The organism is Paraburkholderia tropica, assembly GCF_014171495.1.
In the GTDB taxonomy this organism is placed as follows: Bacteria; Pseudomonadota; Gammaproteobacteria; order Burkholderiales; family Burkholderiaceae; genus Paraburkholderia; species Paraburkholderia tropica.
The window spans coordinates 1-17,360 of the sequence record NZ_CP049135.1 but is presented as its reverse complement, the minus strand read 5'-3'; the positions used below and the strand labels follow the sequence as shown (position 1 = coordinate 17,360).

The following is a 17,360-nucleotide window of genomic DNA, read 5'->3' as shown; positions in this document are numbered from 1 at the left end:
AATGCAGAAAAGGCCTGAAAATCAGGCCTTTTCTGCAATCAAGACGGAGACACGCAGCGATGAAGCCGATCCATCAATCGTCCACTGCGCCGCTACGCACCGCGCCGACGCACGAACAGATCGTGCGCCATCTGCGGCGTTCGGCGGCCGTGGGCGAACGGGCCGCGTCGTTCGGCCACCATCCGTTCGGCGCGATCCTCGTCGGCCCCGATCACGAAACCGTGCTGATCGAGCAAGGCAACGTCGACACCGTGAATCACGCGGAATCCGTGCTCGCGCGCATTGCCGCGATGAATTTCAGCGCCGAGTATTTATGGGCGTGCACGCTCTACACCTCGGTCGAACCGTGCTGCATGTGCGCGGGCACGGCCTACTGGGCCAATATCGGCCGCGTGGTGTTCGGCATGACCGAAGCGCGTTTGCTGGAGGCGACCGGCAATCACGCCGAGAATCCGACGATGAGCGTCGCGTCGCGCTATGTGTTCGATCACTGCCAGAAGCCCGTCGAACTGATCGGCCCCGTAGCCGATGTGGAGGACGACGTGATGCGTGTGCAGCGCGCGTTCTGGCAGGCGCGCGCCTGAATGGGCGAGTCCAGCGTGAAAACGCATGGCACGCCTCACGCGCCATGCGTTTTCTGAACCGATTGCCGGATTACGCCGCCGCAGCCAGCGCTTGCGGCAGATGGTTCTGCAAATAGGCCTCGAATTCGTCCTTCACCTCAGGGTGACGCAGCGCGAATTCCACCGTGGCCTTCAGATAACCGAGCTTGCTGCCGCAATCGAAACGCGTGCCCATATAGCGGTACGCGAGCACCTGCTCCTCGGTCAGCAGCGATTGCAGACCGTCGGTGAGTTGCAGTTCGCCGCCCGCGCCCGGCTTGAGCGCACGCAGATGATCGAAGATCGTCGGCATCAGCACGTAGCGGCCCACCACGCCGAGATTCGACGGCGCGACTTCCGGCGCCGGCTTTTCGACGATGCCCGAGAGCTTGAACACGTCCTCTTCCCACTCGCGGCCGTCGACCACGCCATATTGCGCGGTGTGCTCGCGCGGAATGGCTTCCACGCCGACCACCGAGCTGTGATAGTGGTTGAAGGTGTTGACGAGCTGCTTCATCACCGGCGTGGGGCTATACAGCAGGTCGTCGGCGAGAATCACCGCGAACGGGCTGCCGCCCACAAGCTTTTCGGCGCACAGCACCGCGTGGCCGAGACCGAGCGCTTCGGCCTGACGCACGTAAAAGCAGTCCACGTTACTGGGTTTGATGCTGCGAACAAGGTCGAGCAGCTTTTGTTTGTTGCGGGCTTCGAGTTCAGCCTCGATCTCGTACGATTTGTCGAAGTGATCCTCGATTGCGCGCTTGCTGCGCCCGGTCACGAAAATCATCTCGGTGATTCCCGCAGCGATCGCCTCTTCCACCGCATATTGAATGAGCGGCTTGTCGACGATCGGCAGCATTTCCTTCGGGCTGGCCTTGGTGGCAGGCAAGAAGCGCGTACCGAGGCCCGCAACAGGAAATACCGCTTTGGTAACTTTCAGCATGATGTCCATTCCCAGTTCGATCGTTTGAGTAACGGTCTCGCAGCAAGGCAAGCCGGCATCCCCGAGTGTTCTGTCACAGCAACTTTTTTATATTGAAAGATATCGGCCCGTCTTTTTTTCGGAAAAATAAAAAGACAAAAATCCGAATTAAATCTGACGCGGACTCAATGCTGCCGACTTATCGTCGGCTTATCGCCGATTTACCGCGGTTTCGCGGAAATTATTACCATGCGATGCGAATAACCGGCATGAATTTCCGGATCGGCTTATCGGCGAGTGGCGCTGTGCCAGAGCGACTGCGCGAAGCGTGGCGCAATGACACGAAATGGCACGAATGGCACAACGATGCCCGCGCAGTTTACTCCGCTTCGTCGGCGGGCGGCAATCGTGCCGATTGCGTGCGCGAGCGCCGGATAGGCTCATTGCGCAGCGCCTCCCGATACGCCGACACCGCGACGAGTATCAACAGCACGGCAATGCCGGCCAGTAAATGCAGGTTCATCGAAATCTCCAGCGACCATAGGCGATCCCCTTCACGCTAGCATTTCAAATTGCGCAAATAAATCGCTTTAAGGTTACAAGGTTTTATTTCCTGATTTCGACGCAACCGGCATTAATTCGCCGTCCGCTTTCCCTCATTTCTCCCAATTTCCAGGAATACGCCAGGAATACTTTTCGAAAAACTTTTGCATAATTTCGTCGCGCGGGCCGCCTAAGATCGCGAAGTACCCTGGACTCCCTGTGCATACGATGAGCGATCCCGCACTCGAAACCGTTCTGCCGCCAGCATCCGCCATGCCCGCCGCCGCGCGGCCCGCAGCCGCCGTCGTCGCCGGCGATCATCTGATCGACGCGCTGCGCGGCTTCGCCGCCCTGCTCGTGGCCTATTTCCACTGCCGCCAGGTCACCTGGATCGGCATGGGCGCATTCCACCAGACCCACGCGAGCCTCGCGAGCCCCGGCACGATCGCCGCGTGGCTCACGCTGCCGGTGGCGTGGGGATCGGCGGGCGTGCCGATCTTCTTCGTCATCAGCGGCTATTGCATTCACCGCAGCGGCGCCGCGCGCCTGCTCGCGAATCCCGGCTTCCAGCTCGATGCGAAGCAATTCTGGCTGCGCCGTTTCGTGCGGATCTATCCGGTGCTGCTCGCGGCGCTCGCGCTCACCTTCGTCGCCGATTCGATCAGCCTGACGATGACGCCCGTGAGCCACAAGATTCTTGACATCGGCCCGCAGGCCTTTCTCGTCAATCTGTTCTCGCTGCAAGGCGTGGCGGGCAAGACCTACGGCTCGAATGGCGCGCTCTGGACGCTCTCGCTCGAAGTGCAGTTCTATCTGCTCTACCCGTTGCTGTTCGCCGCGCGCCGCCGCTTCGGCTTCAATGCGGTGCTCGCCGCGGTCGCCGCCATCAACGTGATGTCGGCGCTCACGCTCGCGCCGCACGACATCGTGTTCTTCACGTCCTACTGGTTCTCGTGGATGCTCGGCGCGTGGATCGCCGAAGCGCGTTTGCGCGGCTCCGAGGGTTTTCGCTTCGCCTGGCCCGCTGCCGCCGTGTTCGCGGTCGCGGGCTGCGCCGCGTTCCACTTCGGCCAGTACGGCGCGTTTCAGCTCTGGGCCTGCGCGTTCGCCTGCTATCTCGTCAAGGCGCTCGCGCGCCCGCTGGCGAGCGGCGGCGTGCTGCTACCGCTGTTCTCGAAGCTCGGCGAATTCAGCTATTCGCTGTATCTGATACACCTGCCGCTGTTCGTGCTGCTCGGCTCGCTGCTGTTCCGCTCGGAACTGCAAACGTCGATCTGGCCGTCGTTCGGCTTCACGCTCGCGGTGCTGCCGGTCGCGTGGGTGTTTTATCGACTCTTCGAACGCCCCGCGCTCAATGTGGCGGCGCGGCTGCGCAAGCGCGCGGTGTGATTCAAGCGCTTCACATCTCGCCATGAAGAAAGGGGCCGCATAGGCGGCCCCTTTCTTTTGCTCCTCCCACCTGTGCAGGCCGAAGCGTCCTCCCTGAATCTGCGTGCCGTCTTCCGGTCGATGCGCCGGCTATGTCCGCTGCGTCTGCTTAACGCGCGCGGGCCGCCACGCCGTCCAGTACGCGCTCAACAGCCTCCACATACTGTTCCTTGCCGAAGCGCTCGCGCGCCACTGCCAGGCCGTCCTGTGCGAGCCGCTCGCGCAGATTTTCGTCGTCGTAGAGCGCGCCCAGCGTCGTTGCGAGTTCGCGCGCGTCGCCCGGCGTGCAGAGCAGCCCGCTCTTGCCGTGCGTGACGATCTCGGTCACACCGCCGTCGCGCGACGCCACCACGGGCCGCTGCGCGAACATGCCTTCAACCACCACGCGTCCGAACGGCTCGGCCGTGATCGACGTATGCGCGATCACATCCATCGCGCGCATGCAGGCCGCGATATCGTGGCGGAAACCGAGGAAATGCACGCGCGATTCCAGACCGTTCGCCTTCACGAAGTCATGCAGTTCCTGCGCGTAGGCATCTTCGCCAAACAGCGGCGCGCCGACGAACACGGCATGCGCGCGCGGTTCGAGCAACAACGCTTCGAGCAGCACATGCTGGCCTTTCCAGCGCGCGAGACGGCTGAACGCACCGACCAGAAACGCGTCCTGCGGCAAGCCGATCTGCGCGCGCAACTGCGCTTGCGGCACCCGCGCGAGCGCGCGGAACGGCGATTCGTCGACACCGTTATGCACGACGTCGATACGACGCGCGTCGAAGCGCGTGAGATCGGCGAACACCTGCGCCGACGCATGCGAATTCGCGATCACATGCGCGAGGCCGAGCTTCGCGCAGCCCTTGATGACCGTGCGCTGCACGCGCCCGAAATGCTCATCGCTGACGATATCGCGCAGATGCCAGACGACCGGCTTGCGGGCGAGTTTGCCCGCCAGCACGCCGATCACCATCGCGCGCTGCGTGTTGGCATAGAGCACGTCAGCTTCGCGCGCGCGGCGGCGCGTTTCGCGCACCAGCGAAGCGATGCCGGCCAGCACGCCCAGCTTCGGCGCAGCGCCGCCGTCGCGCCGCACGTTTTGCAACGCGCCCGAATCGAGCACGTCGACGCGCGCGCCCGCGGCGTCGAGCGCTTCGCGGAACGGCCCGTCGTTGAACAGCAGCACGTCGATGCGCGAACGCAGGCCCTTCACCACTTCGAGCAAGGACAATTCAGCGCCGCCCAGCACGCCGCTCTGATCGATCGCCAACACGCGCGGTGCGTTGCTTGCGGCCGCATCGCCACGCGTATCGGGCGGCGGCGCAACGGGCGCGCGCGCCAGTCCCGCTTCGGCGATCGCGGGCACGGCCCGCGCCACGCGCGCGAAAAACTGTTCGCGGAAATGCTGCGCCGAAAACTGCTCCGCGTTCGCGCGGCACGCCTCGGCGCGGAATCGTCCGGGGTCGCGCTCGAACGACGCCACGGCCGCGATGATCGCTTCCGCACGCTGCTCGTCGAAGAACAAGCCAGTCGGATGCGAGCCGGTATCGCGCACGGTTTCGAGCGCGCCGCCCTTGCCATACGCAATGACCGGCGTACCGCACGCCTGCGCTTCCACCACCGAAATGCCGAAGTCTTCTTCCGCCGCGAACACGAACGCCTTCGCGCGGCGCATGCGATCGTGCAGCACCGCGAACGGCTGATACCCCATCACTTCCACATTCGGTCCCGCTTTCGCGCGGACCTTCTGCATATCCGGACCATCGCCGATCACGACGAGTTTCTTGTCCGGCATCCGAGCAAACGCCTCGACGATCAGATCGATCTTCTTGTACGGCACGAGTCGCGAAGCGGTCAGATAAAAATCTTCCTTCTTCGTTTCCAGCTCGAACGCATCGACATCGACGGGCGGATACACCACCTCCGCTTCACGCTGATACACCTTGTGAATGCGCCTCGCGATGAATGCCGAATTGGCCACGAACTGGTCGACGGAATTCGCCGTGCGCACATCCCAATTGCGGATGTAGTGAAGAATCAGCCGTGCAAGCATCGACTTCGGTCCGCGCGTGAGCTTCGATTCCTGCAGATACTGATGCTGCAAATCCCACGCATAACGAATCGGCGAATGCACGTAGCTGATGTGAAACTGGTCCGGCCCGGTCAGCACGCCCTTGGCGACCGCATGCGAACTCGAAATCACCACGTCGTAATCGGAGACGTCGAGTTGCTCGATCGCGAGCGGCATGAACGGCAGATAGGCGCGATACTTCGTGCGCGCTTTCGGCAGACGCTGCACAAACGACGTCGTCGCGCGCTTGCCGCGCAGGAAGCCGCGATCCTTGTCCTCGACGAAATCGACCACGGAAAACAGATCCGCGTCGGGGAAACAGTCGATGATCTGTTCGAGCACGCGCTCGGCGCCCGCATAGGTGACGAGCCAGTCGTGCACGATGGCCACGCGCGGGTGGCGGCGCGCGGCACGTCCTTCGTGCGCGGGCCGCAACTCGGTGACCGTGCGCGATTCGCCGCGCGAGGAAGAAGAAGCGTCGCGCCGTTGGACAGGCGCGGCGGCGCGTTCGGACGACGCCGCTTCGTCGATCAGTTCATGACTCATGCGCTTTTCCGGGAGTTGAGACGAAACAAGAGGGAACGGACGTAGCCGCGCAGCAACGGCGTCGTGATCACCGACCACGCGCAGTTGGCCAGCGCCAGCACCACGCCCGCGCCGATCGCGACGAGCGCGTCCGGCACCCACCACGCGATTCCGAGCGCGGCGGCGAGAAAACTCAGGTGTGCAAACATATCGACGACGATCGCGCGGCTATGAATGCGTGACAGCCACAGCAGCACGACGTAATCGAACAGCGAGCGGAACAGCACGGCCGCCGCCGCGCCGGGCAGACCGAAACGGTCGATGCCGAGCCACAGCAGCCCCGCAAACAGCGGCAGTTCGATCAGACCGACGCGCGCGGCCACCGCCGGGTTGTTCTGCGACTGGATCAGGATGCGCGTGACGCCCGCCTGCCCGATCAGCCACACGGCGACGATCAGGAAACGGCCCACGGGCGCGCCATGTCCGGCGATGACCGGCCCCACCCACACGCGCAGGAAGGGTTCGAGCACGACGATCGCGCCAATCGCAACGGGCGTGAAAATCGCGTTGAGAAATTGCAGCGACTGCGCGGCGATCTCGTCGGCGTGCTCGCGGCGCAAGGCGGAAAGACGCGGAAACAGCGTGCGAACGAGCGCGTTCGGCACCATGTTCAAACGCGTGACGAGGTTCTGCGGCACCGTGTAATACGTGACGAAACGCGCGCCGAGCCCCGCGCCGAGCATCATGCGGTCGAGCGAATCGGCGACCATCGTCGTGATGCTCGCGACCAGCATCCAGCCGCCGAAATTGAACAGCGCCTTCGAGGTGTCCAGACGCGGACCGAGCACGCGGCGAATGCCGAGCACACGCAACGCGGAGCGGCCGAGCAGCAGGCCCGCGAAGATACGCGCCATCACGGCGGCGGCGAGCACGGTCTGCAGATTCGGCGCGATGACCCAGGCCGCGCCCAGCGGCAAGAGCTGGAACAGAAAGGTCCCGAGCGTCTGGTTCGTGTTGTAGATGCCGAAGCGTTCCGCGCCGTTGATCGCGCCCGCGAACACCCACGAAACGTTCGCAATCGGAATCGCCACCGCGAGCCACGGCAGCGCGAGATAGACCTCGTGGCGCAGCTCGGGCGTCACGTGCGTGAAGTACGCGGTGTAGAACGCGCCGCCCGAATAGATCAGCAGGCCGCCAATCGCGCCCGTAATGAAGTTGAGCCAGAAGGCGCTCCAGAACACGCGCTCGCAGGCGTCGGCGTCTTTCGACGCATACGCCTTCGAGATCTGGTTCTGCGCGGCCATGCTCATGCCCAGATCGAGCACGCTGAAATAGCCGATCAGCGTCCACACCAGCGCAATCACGCCGTAGCGTTCGACGCCCAGCATCTTGATGTACGAGGGCACCGTGACGAGCGACACGAAGGTCGGCAGTATGAGCCCGAACAGGTTGATCGCAACGTTGCGCAGAATGCCTTTATCCATAGATTGTCCAGTAGCGTGGCGAGGCGGCGGACGCGCGCATCAAGCCGGTTTCCAGCGGTACATGAGCACCTTGCCGCGTGCATCCTCTTCCACGAAGATCAGGTATTCGCCATTGGGCTGGCGATGCGCCGTGATGCCGAAGGGCACGTCGACCCAGCCCGACGCATTGCCCACTTCCGCGCCGGGGCCGAAGGTGCCGATCTCCTTCGCGCTCGTCTTGTCGAACACGTGGACGTTGCCCGCGGGCTCGACCACGAAGAGGTATTGCCCTTCCACAGTAAGGCCAGCGGGCGTGACCGGCGGCTTCGCCTTCGGGTCCCACGGTAGGCGCAACACGTAGCGCTGTTCGGGATGACCGCTCGACCATTTGTCGTAGCGCACCAGCACGCGGCCCGCTTCTTTCCAGAAGCCCGGATCGTGCGGCGCATCGGCGGTATAGCCGGTCACGTAGAGCGTGTCTGTTTCGGGTTCGTAGATCGCGCGATGCACTTCGGTGAACGGCGCGGGAATCGCGTACTTATCGAGCTTGTCGTACGAGTAGATCGGATTGCCCTTTGCATCGAGGCCGCCGAAACGGAAGCGCCAGATGCCCTTCTCGTCGCGCGCGCGCCAGATGTCGCCGCGCGTGTCGATCCACCAGCCCCAGCCGCCGCCGAGTTTTTCGCGGCCCGGATTGCGCGTGTATTCGTCGGTATCGAATGCGCCGTTGCCGTTGACGTCGCGCCAGATCCAGTCGCCGCCGGGCGGCGCGTTCGGCACGTGCAGCACGGGACGCTCGCGGCCCGCGATAAAGCCCGAAGGAATCGCGGTCTCGCCGTCGCGTTGCGGATCGAAGCGATAGATCTTCAGGTGATCCGCGTACATGTCGGTGAGATACAGGAACGTGTGGCCGTTGAGCTGGCGCGCCGTCGGCAGGCCGGGCCACTGATCCGTGTGAAATACCGGGTCGTCGGGATACTTGAATCGATTAGACAGGAACCCTACATATTTCGAATCCTGCCCCGGCGGCTTCGACAGATCGAGTTCGAAACGCTTGTTGCCGGTGTAGACGCTGTTAGGCCGCGCCGGGTCCATCCAGGCACCATCGACGAACAGCAGCCCTTCCACGATCCACTGGCGCTTGCCGTCGGGCGCGTAGCTTTCGAGCGTCGCGCCGAGACCCGCGCCAATCGTGTCGTGCTTCGGGCCGATACCGTTGGTCGAGACGTAGATGTTGCCCTTCGCATCCGTGCCCACGCCCGTGAGTCCGTTGAAGCGACCCGGGCCGGGGCGTCCGGCAACGCCCGAGAAAATGCCGCCGCGCTCGCCGAGCGTGCCGCTTGCGGCGTAGTTCTTGCCGTTGCGCGCATAGATCAGGATCTGCTGGCGCGGGCCGTTGTCGGCGACCAGAATGCGTTGCGAGGGGTCCACGGCGAGATCGACGGCCTGGGTATCGGCGGGCAGTTCGAGCGTGTCGCCGATCAGTTTGCCGTCCGGCGAATAATGCGCGACGCGCGGCGCGCGGTCGTTCACGGTGCCGGTCAGCACCCACAGCGACCCGTCGGCGGCGAGTGCAATGCGGCCCGGCTCGTGCACGTCGAATTGCGATTTACGCTGCATCGAGTTCGCGTCGTAGACCTCGATGCGGTTCATCGACGTGTTGCTCACGTAAAGCAGCGTGTCAGTGGCCGCGAGGCCGCCTACATCGGCGTGCTGACCTGTGGGCACATCGGCGATCTTCAGGAAGGCGCTGGCGAGCTGCGCATGCGGATTGAGCGGCTGCGGCGAGGCCTGGAACGCGGCGGCGCGCTTGGGCTCGTCGAGCGGACGACGCGTGATGCCAAACCACTGGCGGCCCTTGTCGGGCCACACGCCGCCGCCCACCAGATGCCCCTTCTCGTTGCCCACGCCCACGGCCGCGTACAGATAGCGGTGGTTGAGCGCCACGGCGTTGCCGCCCTGCCCGCCCCAACCATGCGTGCCGCCCGCGAAGCCGAGCGATTTGCCGTCCTGGTAGGCGCTGATCTCGCCGCCGCTTTCATCCCACGGCGCGTTCGTGAAGACCTTGCCGTCGGGCGTGACCGCGATCGCGGTGATATTGATCTGCGTCCACGTCCCCTGGCCATAACCAAAGGTATTGCCGATCCACGACGTCGTGACGTTCAGTGGAGGCGCGGCAAGCGTCTGCACCGACGAGGTACAGACGAACGCGCTCAAAGCGGCCAGCGCCAGCGCCCTGCGCATGCGGCGGTCGGGAATCGGAAACGGCAAGGCAATTCCTCCGGTCAGAATACGGCGATTCCGCTGGATCATGCCGTACATTCACGGTGAAAAATCACCCCACAAAAAGCGAAAATAATTCAAAAAAATTCAATCGAAACCCGTACCCGCGCGGTGTTTGCGAAATAAATACCCGCGCCGCGCGCAAAGCCCTGCCACATGGGCGATCAGCAAGATTTTCCCGATTTCGCAATCACGACTTCCGCGTGCGCCGATTCATATTTACCGATCTAAATCGGCTTTCATTTTAAAAATCAGGCCACCGATATATTTCGGCTTTTTGACCATTTAATTCTTTCTAGAATGATCCGGACTGTGCACGTATGAACCCACCGGATAACCGATGACCGTTAACAGCCTCGCCAGCCCGCCGCAACACGCCCACCGCATCGTCCAGCTCGACGGCCTGCGCGCCATCGCCGTGCTCGCCGTTTTCGCACAGCACGCGCTCAAGGCGCCGCTATGGATGGGCGTGGATCTGTTCTTCGTGCTGAGCGGCTTTCTGATCACGGGCATCCTGCTCGAACGCAAGGCGCGCGGGCAGTCGTACTTCAGCTACTTCTACGCGCGACGCGTGCGCCGCATCCTGCCGCCGTACATCCTGCTGATGATCGTTTCGTCGCTGCTGTTCGGCCTCGGCTGGGCGCGCTACTGGCCGTGGTATGCGTTCTTCGCGACCAATATCGGCGATGCGCTCGGCCAGAGCGGCCACGACAGTCTCAACATTCTCTGGTCGCTCGCCGTCGAAGAGCAGTTCTACATCTTCTGGCCCTTCGTGGTGCTGTTGCTGCCGCGCCGCCTGCTCGCCGTGGTGGCCGTCGCGCTCGTGCTGATCGTGCCCGTGCTGCGCGCCATCGCAACGCCGTGGTTCGACAGCTACTGGCCGATCTACTACCTCACGCCGTTCCGCATGGACCTGCTCGCCGCCGGTTCGCTGCTCGCCGTGATGGTGCGCCGCGACCGCAATGCGCTCGATCCGTTCAAGGTGCCCGCGGCGATTTTCTTCTTCGCGGCGCTCGCGGTGCTCGCGTGGCTGCATCTGCATTACCCGCGTTTTCGCGGCATGAACACGCCGCTGTCGAATGCGCTCCTCTATAGCGTGTCGCTCGTGCTCTGCACCTCGGCGGTCGTGGTCGCGCTGCAATCGAAGGGCATCGTCAAGCGTCTGCTCTGCAATCCGGTGCTCGTCTATGTGGGCACCATCAGCTACACGATTTACCTGATTCACCTCACGATTCTCTATGCGGTGTGGGAGCACCACTACAGCCGCCCGGTGAGCGCGGCCATCGCGCTCGCCATCACGCTCGCCTACGCAAGCGCCAGCTGGTTCCTGTTCGAAAAACGCCTCACGCGCGGACCGTCGCGCCGCTCGACGCCGGTTGGCGCGAGCGCCACGGTGCGCGGCGTGAGCGCGTCCAGCTCGCAGTCCTGAAAGGCAGTTTCCGTTTCCACGTTCGCTACTTCAAAGGTACACACATGAACGAACGACGCAAAGCGATCATCACCGGCGTATCCGGCCAGGACGGCGCGTATCTGACCAAACTGCTGCTCGACAAGGGCTATCAGGTGGTCGGCACTTACCGGCGCACCAGTTCGGTCAATTTCTGGCGCATGAACGAACTCGGCGTCACCGATCATCCTTCGCTCGAACTCGTCGAGCACGATCTCACCGATGCGGGCTCGACCATGCGTCTGCTCGAACGCTCGCAGGCGGGCGAGATCTACAATCTCGCGGCGCAGAGCTTCGTGGGCGTGTCGTTCGATCAGCCGGTCACGACCGCCGAAGTCACCGGCATCGGCGCGCTCAATCTGCTCGAAGCGATTCGCGTGGTGAATCCGCGCACGCGCTACTACCAGGCGTCGACGTCCGAAATGTTCGGCAAGGTCCAGGCCGTGCCGCAACGCGAAGACACGCCCTTCTATCCGCGCAGCCCGTATGGCATCGCCAAGCTGTTCGCGCACTGGTCGACCGTGAATTACCGCGAGTCCTATGACATCTTCGCGACCAGCGGCATTCTCTTCAATCACGAATCGCCGCTGCGCGGCCGCGAATTCGTGACGCGCAAGATCACGGACGCCGTCGCGAAGATCAAGCTCGGCAAACAGAGCGTGCTCGAACTCGGCAATCTCGACGCCAAGCGCGACTGGGGTTACGCCTCCGAATACGTCGAAGGCATGTGGCGCATGCTGCAGGCCGAAGAACCGGACACCTATGTGCTCGCGACGGGCCGCACCGAAACCGTGCGCGACTTCGTGACGATGGCCTTCGCGGCGGCCGGCTTTCAGCTCGAATGGTCGGGCCGCGGCGAACGCGAAACCGGCATCGACATTTCGAACGGCCGCACGCTCGTGCGCGTGAGCCCGCGTTTCTATCGCCCCGCCGAAGTCGATCTGCTGATCGGCAGCTCGGACAAGGCGCGCACCAAGCTCGGCTGGGAGCCGCAGACGTCGCTGGAGCAGCTCTGCCAGATGATGGTCACGGCCGACCTCACCCGCAACGAACGACATGACACGTTCTGACGACACGCGCGCCCGGCGCGCGCTGATCACCGGCGTGGGCGGCTTCACCGGCCGCTACATGGCGGCGCGGCTCGCGTCGAGCGGCTATCGCGTCTGGGGCACGGTGCGCCCCGGCGAAACGCTCGCCAACACGCAGCTCGCCGACATCGTCACGCCGCTCGCCGCCGATCTGCTCGACCGCGGCGCGCTCGCGCACGCGGTCGAAACGGTGCAGCCGGACGTGGTCGTGCATCTCGCCGCCGTGGCGCACGTGGCCGACAGCGATGTCGCGCGCACCTACGTGGTCAACGTCGTGGGCACGCGCAACCTGCTCGACGCGCTCGCGCATCAGCGCCACGTGCCGCGCGCGGTGCTGCTCGCGAGCAGCGCGAACATCTACGGCAACGCCACCAACGGCGTGATCGACGAAACCGTCGCGCCCCAGCCCGCGAACGACTACGCCGTGAGCAAGCTCGCGATGGAGTACGTCGCGAAACGCTGGGACGCGCAATTGCCGATCATCGTCGCGCGGCCGTTCAACTACACGGGCGTGGGTCAGTCGGCGGACTTCCTGATTCCGAAGATCGTCGATCACTACGCACGCGGCGAGAAAACGATTTCGCTCGGCAATCTGCACGTCGCGCGCGACTTCTCCGATGTGCGCGACGTGGTGAACGCCTACGCGAAACTGATCGAAGCGGCGCCGCGCGGCGCGACCGTCAATGTGTGCTCGGGCACGGGCCACACGCTCGGTGCATTGCTCGACGCGCTCTCGCGTATCGCGGGCTACAGCATCGACGTGAAAGTCGATCCGCGTTTCGTGCGCGCCAACGAAGTGCGTCAGTTGATCGGCTCGAATGCGAAGCTGCGCGGCATTGTCGGCGACAGCGCGCGCAAGCCGCTCGAAGATACGCTGCGCTGGATGTACGAAGAAGCGCGCCAGGTGTGTCTCGATACGCGATGAGGCTGCGCTTGTTTCTTCCGCTGCAAAAAACTGCCGCTCTTTCGAGCGGCAGTTTCATTTTCCGGCTTCGATACGCGTGACGCTCAATGCGCCGCCGCGATCGCCTCGGCGTAGACATCCGCCACGCGCTTTGCGATCACCGCATTGTCGAAATGCTCGCGCGCGTAGGCCTTGCATGCGTGCTCGTCGGGCATCTTGATGCGGCCGGACAGCGCGCCGTCGATCCCTTCGGCAATCGCGCCCGCGCCCGTCGAAGGCAGCACGAGATCCTGCGAAAGTCCTTCCACCGCTTCGGGCAGACCGCCGACCGGCGTCACCAGAACAGGCGTGCCTGCGGACAGCGATTCCACCGTGATGAGGCCGAAGCCTTCGAGCGCGACCGTCGGCACCACGCTCAGCGTCGCGGCGCGATAGAGCGACGGCAGATGCGCGTCGGGCACGAAGCCGAGCAGCTTCACGTTGTCGGTGAGACCCGCTGCGTCGATACGCTGCTGGAGTTCGGATTCCAGACGGCCACGGCCTGCGATCAGCAACAGCACGTCGGGATGACGCTGCTTCACCTGCTTGATCGCGTCGATCAGATCTTCGAGACCCATGCGGCGCACGAGGCGGCGCACGGCCAGCACGATCGGGCGATTCTGCGGCAGTTGCAGGCGCAAACGCGCTTCGCCTTGCGAGCAGGCCGGATCGAAATGCGCGGTATCCACGCAGCCCGGCACGATACGCACGCGTTCGGGCGAGATCGCGTAACGCTTCGTGAGGATGTCGCCGAACGCTTTCGACAGCACGATCAGACGCGACGAGCGCTCATATACCGACTGCTCCAGCGAATGCTTGATGCGCTGGCTCAGCGATGCCGCGCCTTCGACGAAGCTCTCGTCGGCCCACGGTCCCTGAAAATGCGAGACCTGCGGAATGCCGCGCGTGACGTCGAGGCCGGGGAACGTGTAGAGCGCGAAGTGCGAGGAGATCACGTCCGGGCGTTCGCGGCGCACTTCGCGGCGCAGCGCGCGGCGCGCGTCCATCAGACGGAACGGCAAGGCGCGCGCGGCCGAGCCGAAGCCCTGAATCGCGCCGCCGCTGTCTTCGGCCACCTTGGGCGAGCCGGCCACCACGCCGCGCACCTTCACGCCCGCGCCGGGCAGCGCGCCCACGAGCGAGTAATACATGCGGTCGAGGCCGCCCGCACGCTCCGGAAACCAGTGCATGCCGATCTGTAGCGAATGGATGGAATGTTTCGTCATCGCATGTCCTTGTTATGGCCGTCTGTGCCGTTGAATTGGCGTTGAGTCGTTATTTCAGGGAGTATCCGCGCGCTGCAGCGTCTGGCCGCCGGGCAGCGTCGCCGCCGCCGCGAAGGGCCGTTCGCCGCCGCGCACGGCTTCGTTGGCGTCGCCGGCCAGTTGCCGGTAGAGCGCGATGTACTGTGCCGCCATGCGCGCCCAGCCGAAGCTGCACGCGAGTTCCGCCGCGGCTTCGCCCATCGCGAGGCGGCGCGGCGTGTCGTCGTCGAGTTGCTGGATTGCGTTGGCGAGCGCGGCCGCGTCGTCGGGATCTTCGAGCACGATGCCGCATTCGGGCGTGATGATTTCCGCGCCGCCCGCCGTGCGCGCCGTCACCACCGGCAGCCCGCCGCCATCGCTTCGAGCAGCGAGAGCGACATGGCTTCGTAGCGCGACGGGAACACGTAGGCGTCGACGCTGCGCATCAGCATCGGCATTTCGCGCACGAGGCCGAGAAAATGCACGCGCGACTCGATGCCGAGCTGGCGCGCCATCTCCGGATACGGACTGCCCAGCAGATAACCGGCGACCGCGAGATGCACGTGCTCCGGCAATTGCTTGAGCGCTTCGAGCACGGTGCCGAGGTTCTTGCGCGGCGTGCGCAGATCGCCGACAAACAGCAGCAGGAATTTGTCCACGGGCAGCTTGAAGTGCGAGCGGTCCGCGCTCGCGCCCGAGAAGCCGCGCGTATCGACGCCGTTGTAGATCACGTCGAGTCGCTCGACGGGATCACCGCCGCACGCGCGGATTTCATCGGCGACCTTGCGCGAAACGGCGGCGATCACGCGCGAGCGGCGGTACGCCCAGCGTTCGAGCACTGCGTTCACGCGCGTATAGACGAACTGATACGCCGACCACGCGCCGCGCGTGAGGCCGAACGGGTAGTACTTGCTGCGCGCCCAGCCGCCGTGCACGAAGTGCGCGGTGTTCACGTCGGCATGCGCCCACGTGATGAAGCCGTTGACGTGCAGCACGTCGTAGTCGCGGCGATGGCGGCGCAGCCACCACGCGCTTTTCAGCGCGAACACCTGCTGGCGCAGCAAGTTGGTCGCCACAGGCGCGAGGGCTGCACGGGCACCCACTTCACCCGCGGATGTTCGAGCAGTTCGGGCGCGACGTGCCGGGCCACCAGCGTGACCTCGAAGCCCTCGTCGAGCGCCGCGCGCGCGATTTCATGGTTGACGCGCCCCTGGCCGTCGTTATGGCGCACTACGTGCGTGACGATTGCGACTCTCAATCGGAGATCTCCGTAACAGGGGTAACAACGGGAGTGGCGCGCGAGGCCTGCCGGTTCATCCGGGTCCAGTGCCCCGCGCTGAGAATGGAAAACACACTGGAAAACAGCAGCAGACCGCCCGTGCCGACCAGCGAGTTCGTGAACACCAGCATCGCGAAGATCGAGATCATCAGGCTCATGCACGCGCACACGTAGCGGTCTTCGGAGAGCCGCAGCGCGATGCGCAGCGCGCGCGCCATCAGCCAGATCACGCCCGACATGTAGAGCAGCGTGCCGGCAGCCGAGCACGAACGGAATGTTCATCACGCCGCTGTCGAAGCTGCCGTACTGGCCGAGCTGGCCGTGCTGCTCGACAGCTTCGTCGATGCGCCGGTCGAGCCGAAGCCTTCGCCCGACACGTCGGTAAAGGCCTTCTTCGCGAAGTCGGCGTAGAACTGGTTGCGCGCTTCGTAGCTCTGATCGTCGCTGAGATTGACGAGCGTGTTCAGGCGCTGCTGCATGCGGTCCGCGACCGGGCCGAAGGTGAGCAACGGCACGCACACGCCCGCGAGCACGAATGCGCTCACGATGATGCGGATGCGCACCTTGTTGCTCGACTTCATCAGCTGGATCACCATCGCGATGGCCCAGCCGCCCCACGTCGAACGCACCAGCGACAGCGCGAACGAAAAGAGCCGAAGGCCGCCGCGACCCAGCGCACGCGATGTTTCGCGGCCATCACGAGCACCATCGCGCCCATCATCGCGAATGCGAACGGACCCGACGAATTCATCGTGCTGAACACGCGCACGCGAGCGGCACGGGGTCTCCCTGCGAATTCATGTCCGAGCCGATCATCCACATCGCGTCCCACGGCGGCATGATGAAGAACTGCACGAGACCGTACGCGCCCATCACGAACATGCGTAGATGAAGGTGTTGATGATGGTGTCGCGCGCCTCGGGATACTGGCGCGTGAGCACCATGATGTGAAGCCGATCAGCAGCGGATAGACCCAGTTCGCGAGGTCGTAGACAGCCGCTGCGGGCCGCTCGCGACCACGCCCACGCGAATCCATAGGCGATGCCGAGCAGCGCCAGCAGCAGCGGCAAACGCGTCGTTGCGCGAGGATCGGGTAATAGCGGATCAGCGAAATGCCGCTGATCATGGTGACGGCGAGCGGCGCGACCTGAATCAGGCTCGTGGGCGTGAAGCCGCCTTTGCCGTAGTCGGCGAGACGGCGCACTTCGGGGCTCAGGAACCACAGCCACCACATGAAGCCGATATAGCGCACCGGATTCACGAAATAGAGCCAGAAACCCACGCCGATGGCGAGCACCGGAAACGCGAGCGTGAGCACCGAGCCCTGATGCGCGAGGATCAGCAGCGCGGTGAAGGTCCACAGCGCGATGACGGGCAGCGTGTCGCGGCCCATCGCGCGGCGCAGGCCCGAACGGCGCGCCGGTTCCGCCGGTGCGCGCGCGGACGCGCCAGGCAGGTTCGGCGGAACATTGGGCGGCCGGTTCGGCGGCAGATGCGGCGAGCGCGGCGCCGGATACGAAGGCACACGCAT

At 64.4% G+C, this 17,360-nt stretch carries 14 protein-coding genes and 2 pseudogenes; 5 read left to right on the top strand and 11 right to left on the bottom strand.

Annotated features, from left to right (window positions below; translation table 11 throughout):
* Positions 1-59 precede the first annotated feature (59 nt).
* Positions 60-584, top strand: coding sequence for a nucleoside deaminase (locus tag G5S35_RS14880; RefSeq protein WP_183039118.1), 525 nt, complete (start codon positions 60-62; stop codon positions 582-584).
* Between the two features lie 70 nt (positions 585-654).
* On the opposite strand, the gene galU is transcribed toward G5S35_RS14880, so the two are convergent.
* Together galU and G5S35_RS14870 are read right to left on the bottom strand one after the other, a co-directional pair.
* On the bottom strand, positions 655-1,545 hold the full coding sequence (galU, locus tag G5S35_RS14875) for a UTP--glucose-1-phosphate uridylyltransferase GalU (RefSeq protein ID WP_065065473.1): 891 nt from the start codon (positions 1,543-1,545) through the stop codon (positions 655-657).
* Positions 1,546-1,903: 358 nt separating this feature from the next.
* Positions 1,904-2,047 carry a hypothetical protein gene (locus tag G5S35_RS14870; RefSeq protein ID WP_167371401.1) on the bottom strand — a complete coding sequence of 48 codons (144 nt, stop codon included), beginning with the start codon at positions 2,045-2,047 and terminating at the stop codon, positions 1,904-1,906.
* A 248-nt stretch (positions 2,048-2,295) separates the two neighbouring features.
* On the opposite strand from G5S35_RS14870, the gene G5S35_RS14865 reads away from it, so the two are divergent.
* Positions 2,296-3,456 (top strand): acyltransferase family protein, encoded by a 1,161-nt coding sequence (locus G5S35_RS14865; RefSeq protein ID WP_074982412.1) that lies wholly within the window; start codon positions 2,296-2,298, stop codon positions 3,454-3,456.
* 148 nt (positions 3,457-3,604) lie between these two features.
* Here G5S35_RS14865 and G5S35_RS14860 read toward each other — a convergent pair whose 3' ends face one another.
* From G5S35_RS14860 to G5S35_RS14850, 3 genes are read right to left on the bottom strand one after another with little or no spacing between them, the layout of a single operon-like run.
* A complete protein-coding gene (locus G5S35_RS14860) occupies positions 3,605-6,103 on the bottom strand; it encodes a glycosyltransferase family 4 protein (protein ID WP_124260513.1) in 2,499 nt (832 codons plus the stop codon).
* Positions 6,100-7,566: a flippase gene (locus tag G5S35_RS14855; RefSeq protein ID WP_124260512.1), complete on the bottom strand. Its 1,467-nt coding sequence runs from the start codon at positions 7,564-7,566 to the stop codon at positions 6,100-6,102. The genes G5S35_RS14860 and G5S35_RS14855 overlap by 4 nt, the downstream gene beginning before the upstream one ends.
* A 39-nt stretch (positions 7,567-7,605) precedes the next feature.
* Positions 7,606-9,789, bottom strand: a complete 2,184-nt coding sequence (locus G5S35_RS14850) for an NHL repeat-containing protein (RefSeq protein WP_183039420.1) — start codon at positions 9,787-9,789, stop codon at positions 7,606-7,608.
* 379 nt (positions 9,790-10,168) lie between these two features.
* Between G5S35_RS14850 and G5S35_RS14845 the strand changes: the two genes are divergently transcribed.
* From G5S35_RS14845 to G5S35_RS14835, 3 genes are read left to right on the top strand one after another with little or no spacing between them, the layout of a single operon-like run.
* Entirely contained in the window at positions 10,169-11,257 is a 1,089-nt protein-coding gene (locus G5S35_RS14845) for an acyltransferase family protein (protein ID WP_074982417.1), read from the top strand.
* Between the two features lie 44 nt (positions 11,258-11,301).
* Entirely contained in the window at positions 11,302-12,345 is a 1,044-nt protein-coding gene (gene gmd / locus G5S35_RS14840) for a GDP-mannose 4,6-dehydratase (protein ID WP_183039117.1), read from the top strand.
* Positions 12,332-13,288, top strand: coding sequence for a GDP-mannose 4,6-dehydratase (locus tag G5S35_RS14835; protein ID WP_183039116.1), 957 nt, complete (start codon positions 12,332-12,334; stop codon positions 13,286-13,288). Before gmd ends, G5S35_RS14835 begins: the two co-directional genes overlap by 14 nt.
* 83 nt (positions 13,289-13,371) lie before the next feature.
* Here G5S35_RS14835 and G5S35_RS14830 read toward each other — a convergent pair whose 3' ends face one another.
* The 6 genes and pseudogenes from G5S35_RS14830 to G5S35_RS14820 form a co-directional block, all read right to left on the bottom strand.
* A complete protein-coding gene (locus tag G5S35_RS14830) occupies positions 13,372-14,532 on the bottom strand; it encodes a glycosyltransferase family 4 protein (protein ID WP_183039115.1) in 1,161 nt (386 codons plus the stop codon).
* A gap of 54 nt (positions 14,533-14,586) precedes the next feature.
* Complete coding sequence (locus G5S35_RS39440) at positions 14,587-14,910, bottom strand: hypothetical protein (protein ID WP_237181406.1); 324 nt, start codon at positions 14,908-14,910, stop codon at positions 14,587-14,589.
* The gene (locus G5S35_RS39435; RefSeq protein ID WP_237181465.1) at positions 14,904-15,209 is read right to left on the bottom strand and encodes a glycosyltransferase family 4 protein; all 306 of its coding nucleotides are present in this window, start codon (positions 15,207-15,209) and stop codon (positions 14,904-14,906) included. The genes G5S35_RS39440 and G5S35_RS39435 overlap by 7 nt, the downstream gene beginning before the upstream one ends.
* Before the next feature lie 108 nt (positions 15,210-15,317).
* A pseudogene (locus G5S35_RS39430) lies at positions 15,318-15,668 on the bottom strand (glycosyltransferase family 4 protein); the annotation flags it as partial.
* Positions 15,587-15,808, bottom strand: a complete 222-nt coding sequence (locus G5S35_RS39425; protein ID WP_237181405.1) for an SDR family oxidoreductase — start codon at positions 15,806-15,808, stop codon at positions 15,587-15,589. The pseudogene G5S35_RS39430 and the gene G5S35_RS39425, both read right to left, overlap by 82 nt.
* Positions 15,805-17,222: pseudogene (locus G5S35_RS14820) on the bottom strand (glucose-6-phosphate isomerase). Before G5S35_RS14820 ends, G5S35_RS39425 begins: the two are co-directional and overlap by 4 nt.
* Positions 17,223-17,360 lie beyond the last annotated feature (138 nt).

Excerpts from the sequence above, each read along its gene's own strand:
- G5S35_RS14880 (WP_183039118.1), top strand. The coding sequence starts at position 60 with ATGAAGCCGATCCATCAATCGTCCACTGCGCCGCTACGCACCGCGCCG.
- galU (WP_065065473.1), bottom strand. The coding sequence starts at position 1,545 with ATGCTGAAAGTTACCAAAGCGGTATTTCCTGTTGCGGGCCTCGGTACG.
- G5S35_RS14870 (WP_167371401.1), bottom strand. The coding sequence starts at position 2,047 with ATGAACCTGCATTTACTGGCCGGCATTGCCGTGCTGTTGATACTCGTC.
- G5S35_RS14865 (WP_074982412.1), top strand. The coding sequence starts at position 2,296 with ATGAGCGATCCCGCACTCGAAACCGTTCTGCCGCCAGCATCCGCCATG.
- G5S35_RS14860 (WP_124260513.1), bottom strand. The coding sequence starts at position 6,103 with ATGAGTCATGAACTGATCGACGAAGCGGCGTCGTCCGAACGCGCCGCC.
- G5S35_RS14855 (WP_124260512.1), bottom strand. The coding sequence starts at position 7,566 with ATGGATAAAGGCATTCTGCGCAACGTTGCGATCAACCTGTTCGGGCTC.
- G5S35_RS14850 (WP_183039420.1), bottom strand. The coding sequence starts at position 9,789 with ATGCGCAGGGCGCTGGCGCTGGCCGCTTTGAGCGCGTTCGTCTGTACC.
- G5S35_RS14845 (WP_074982417.1), top strand. The coding sequence starts at position 10,169 with ATGACCGTTAACAGCCTCGCCAGCCCGCCGCAACACGCCCACCGCATC.
- gmd (WP_183039117.1), top strand. The coding sequence starts at position 11,302 with ATGAACGAACGACGCAAAGCGATCATCACCGGCGTATCCGGCCAGGAC.
- G5S35_RS14835 (WP_183039116.1), top strand. The coding sequence starts at position 12,332 with ATGACACGTTCTGACGACACGCGCGCCCGGCGCGCGCTGATCACCGGC.
- G5S35_RS14830 (WP_183039115.1), bottom strand. The coding sequence starts at position 14,532 with ATGACGAAACATTCCATCCATTCGCTACAGATCGGCATGCACTGGTTT.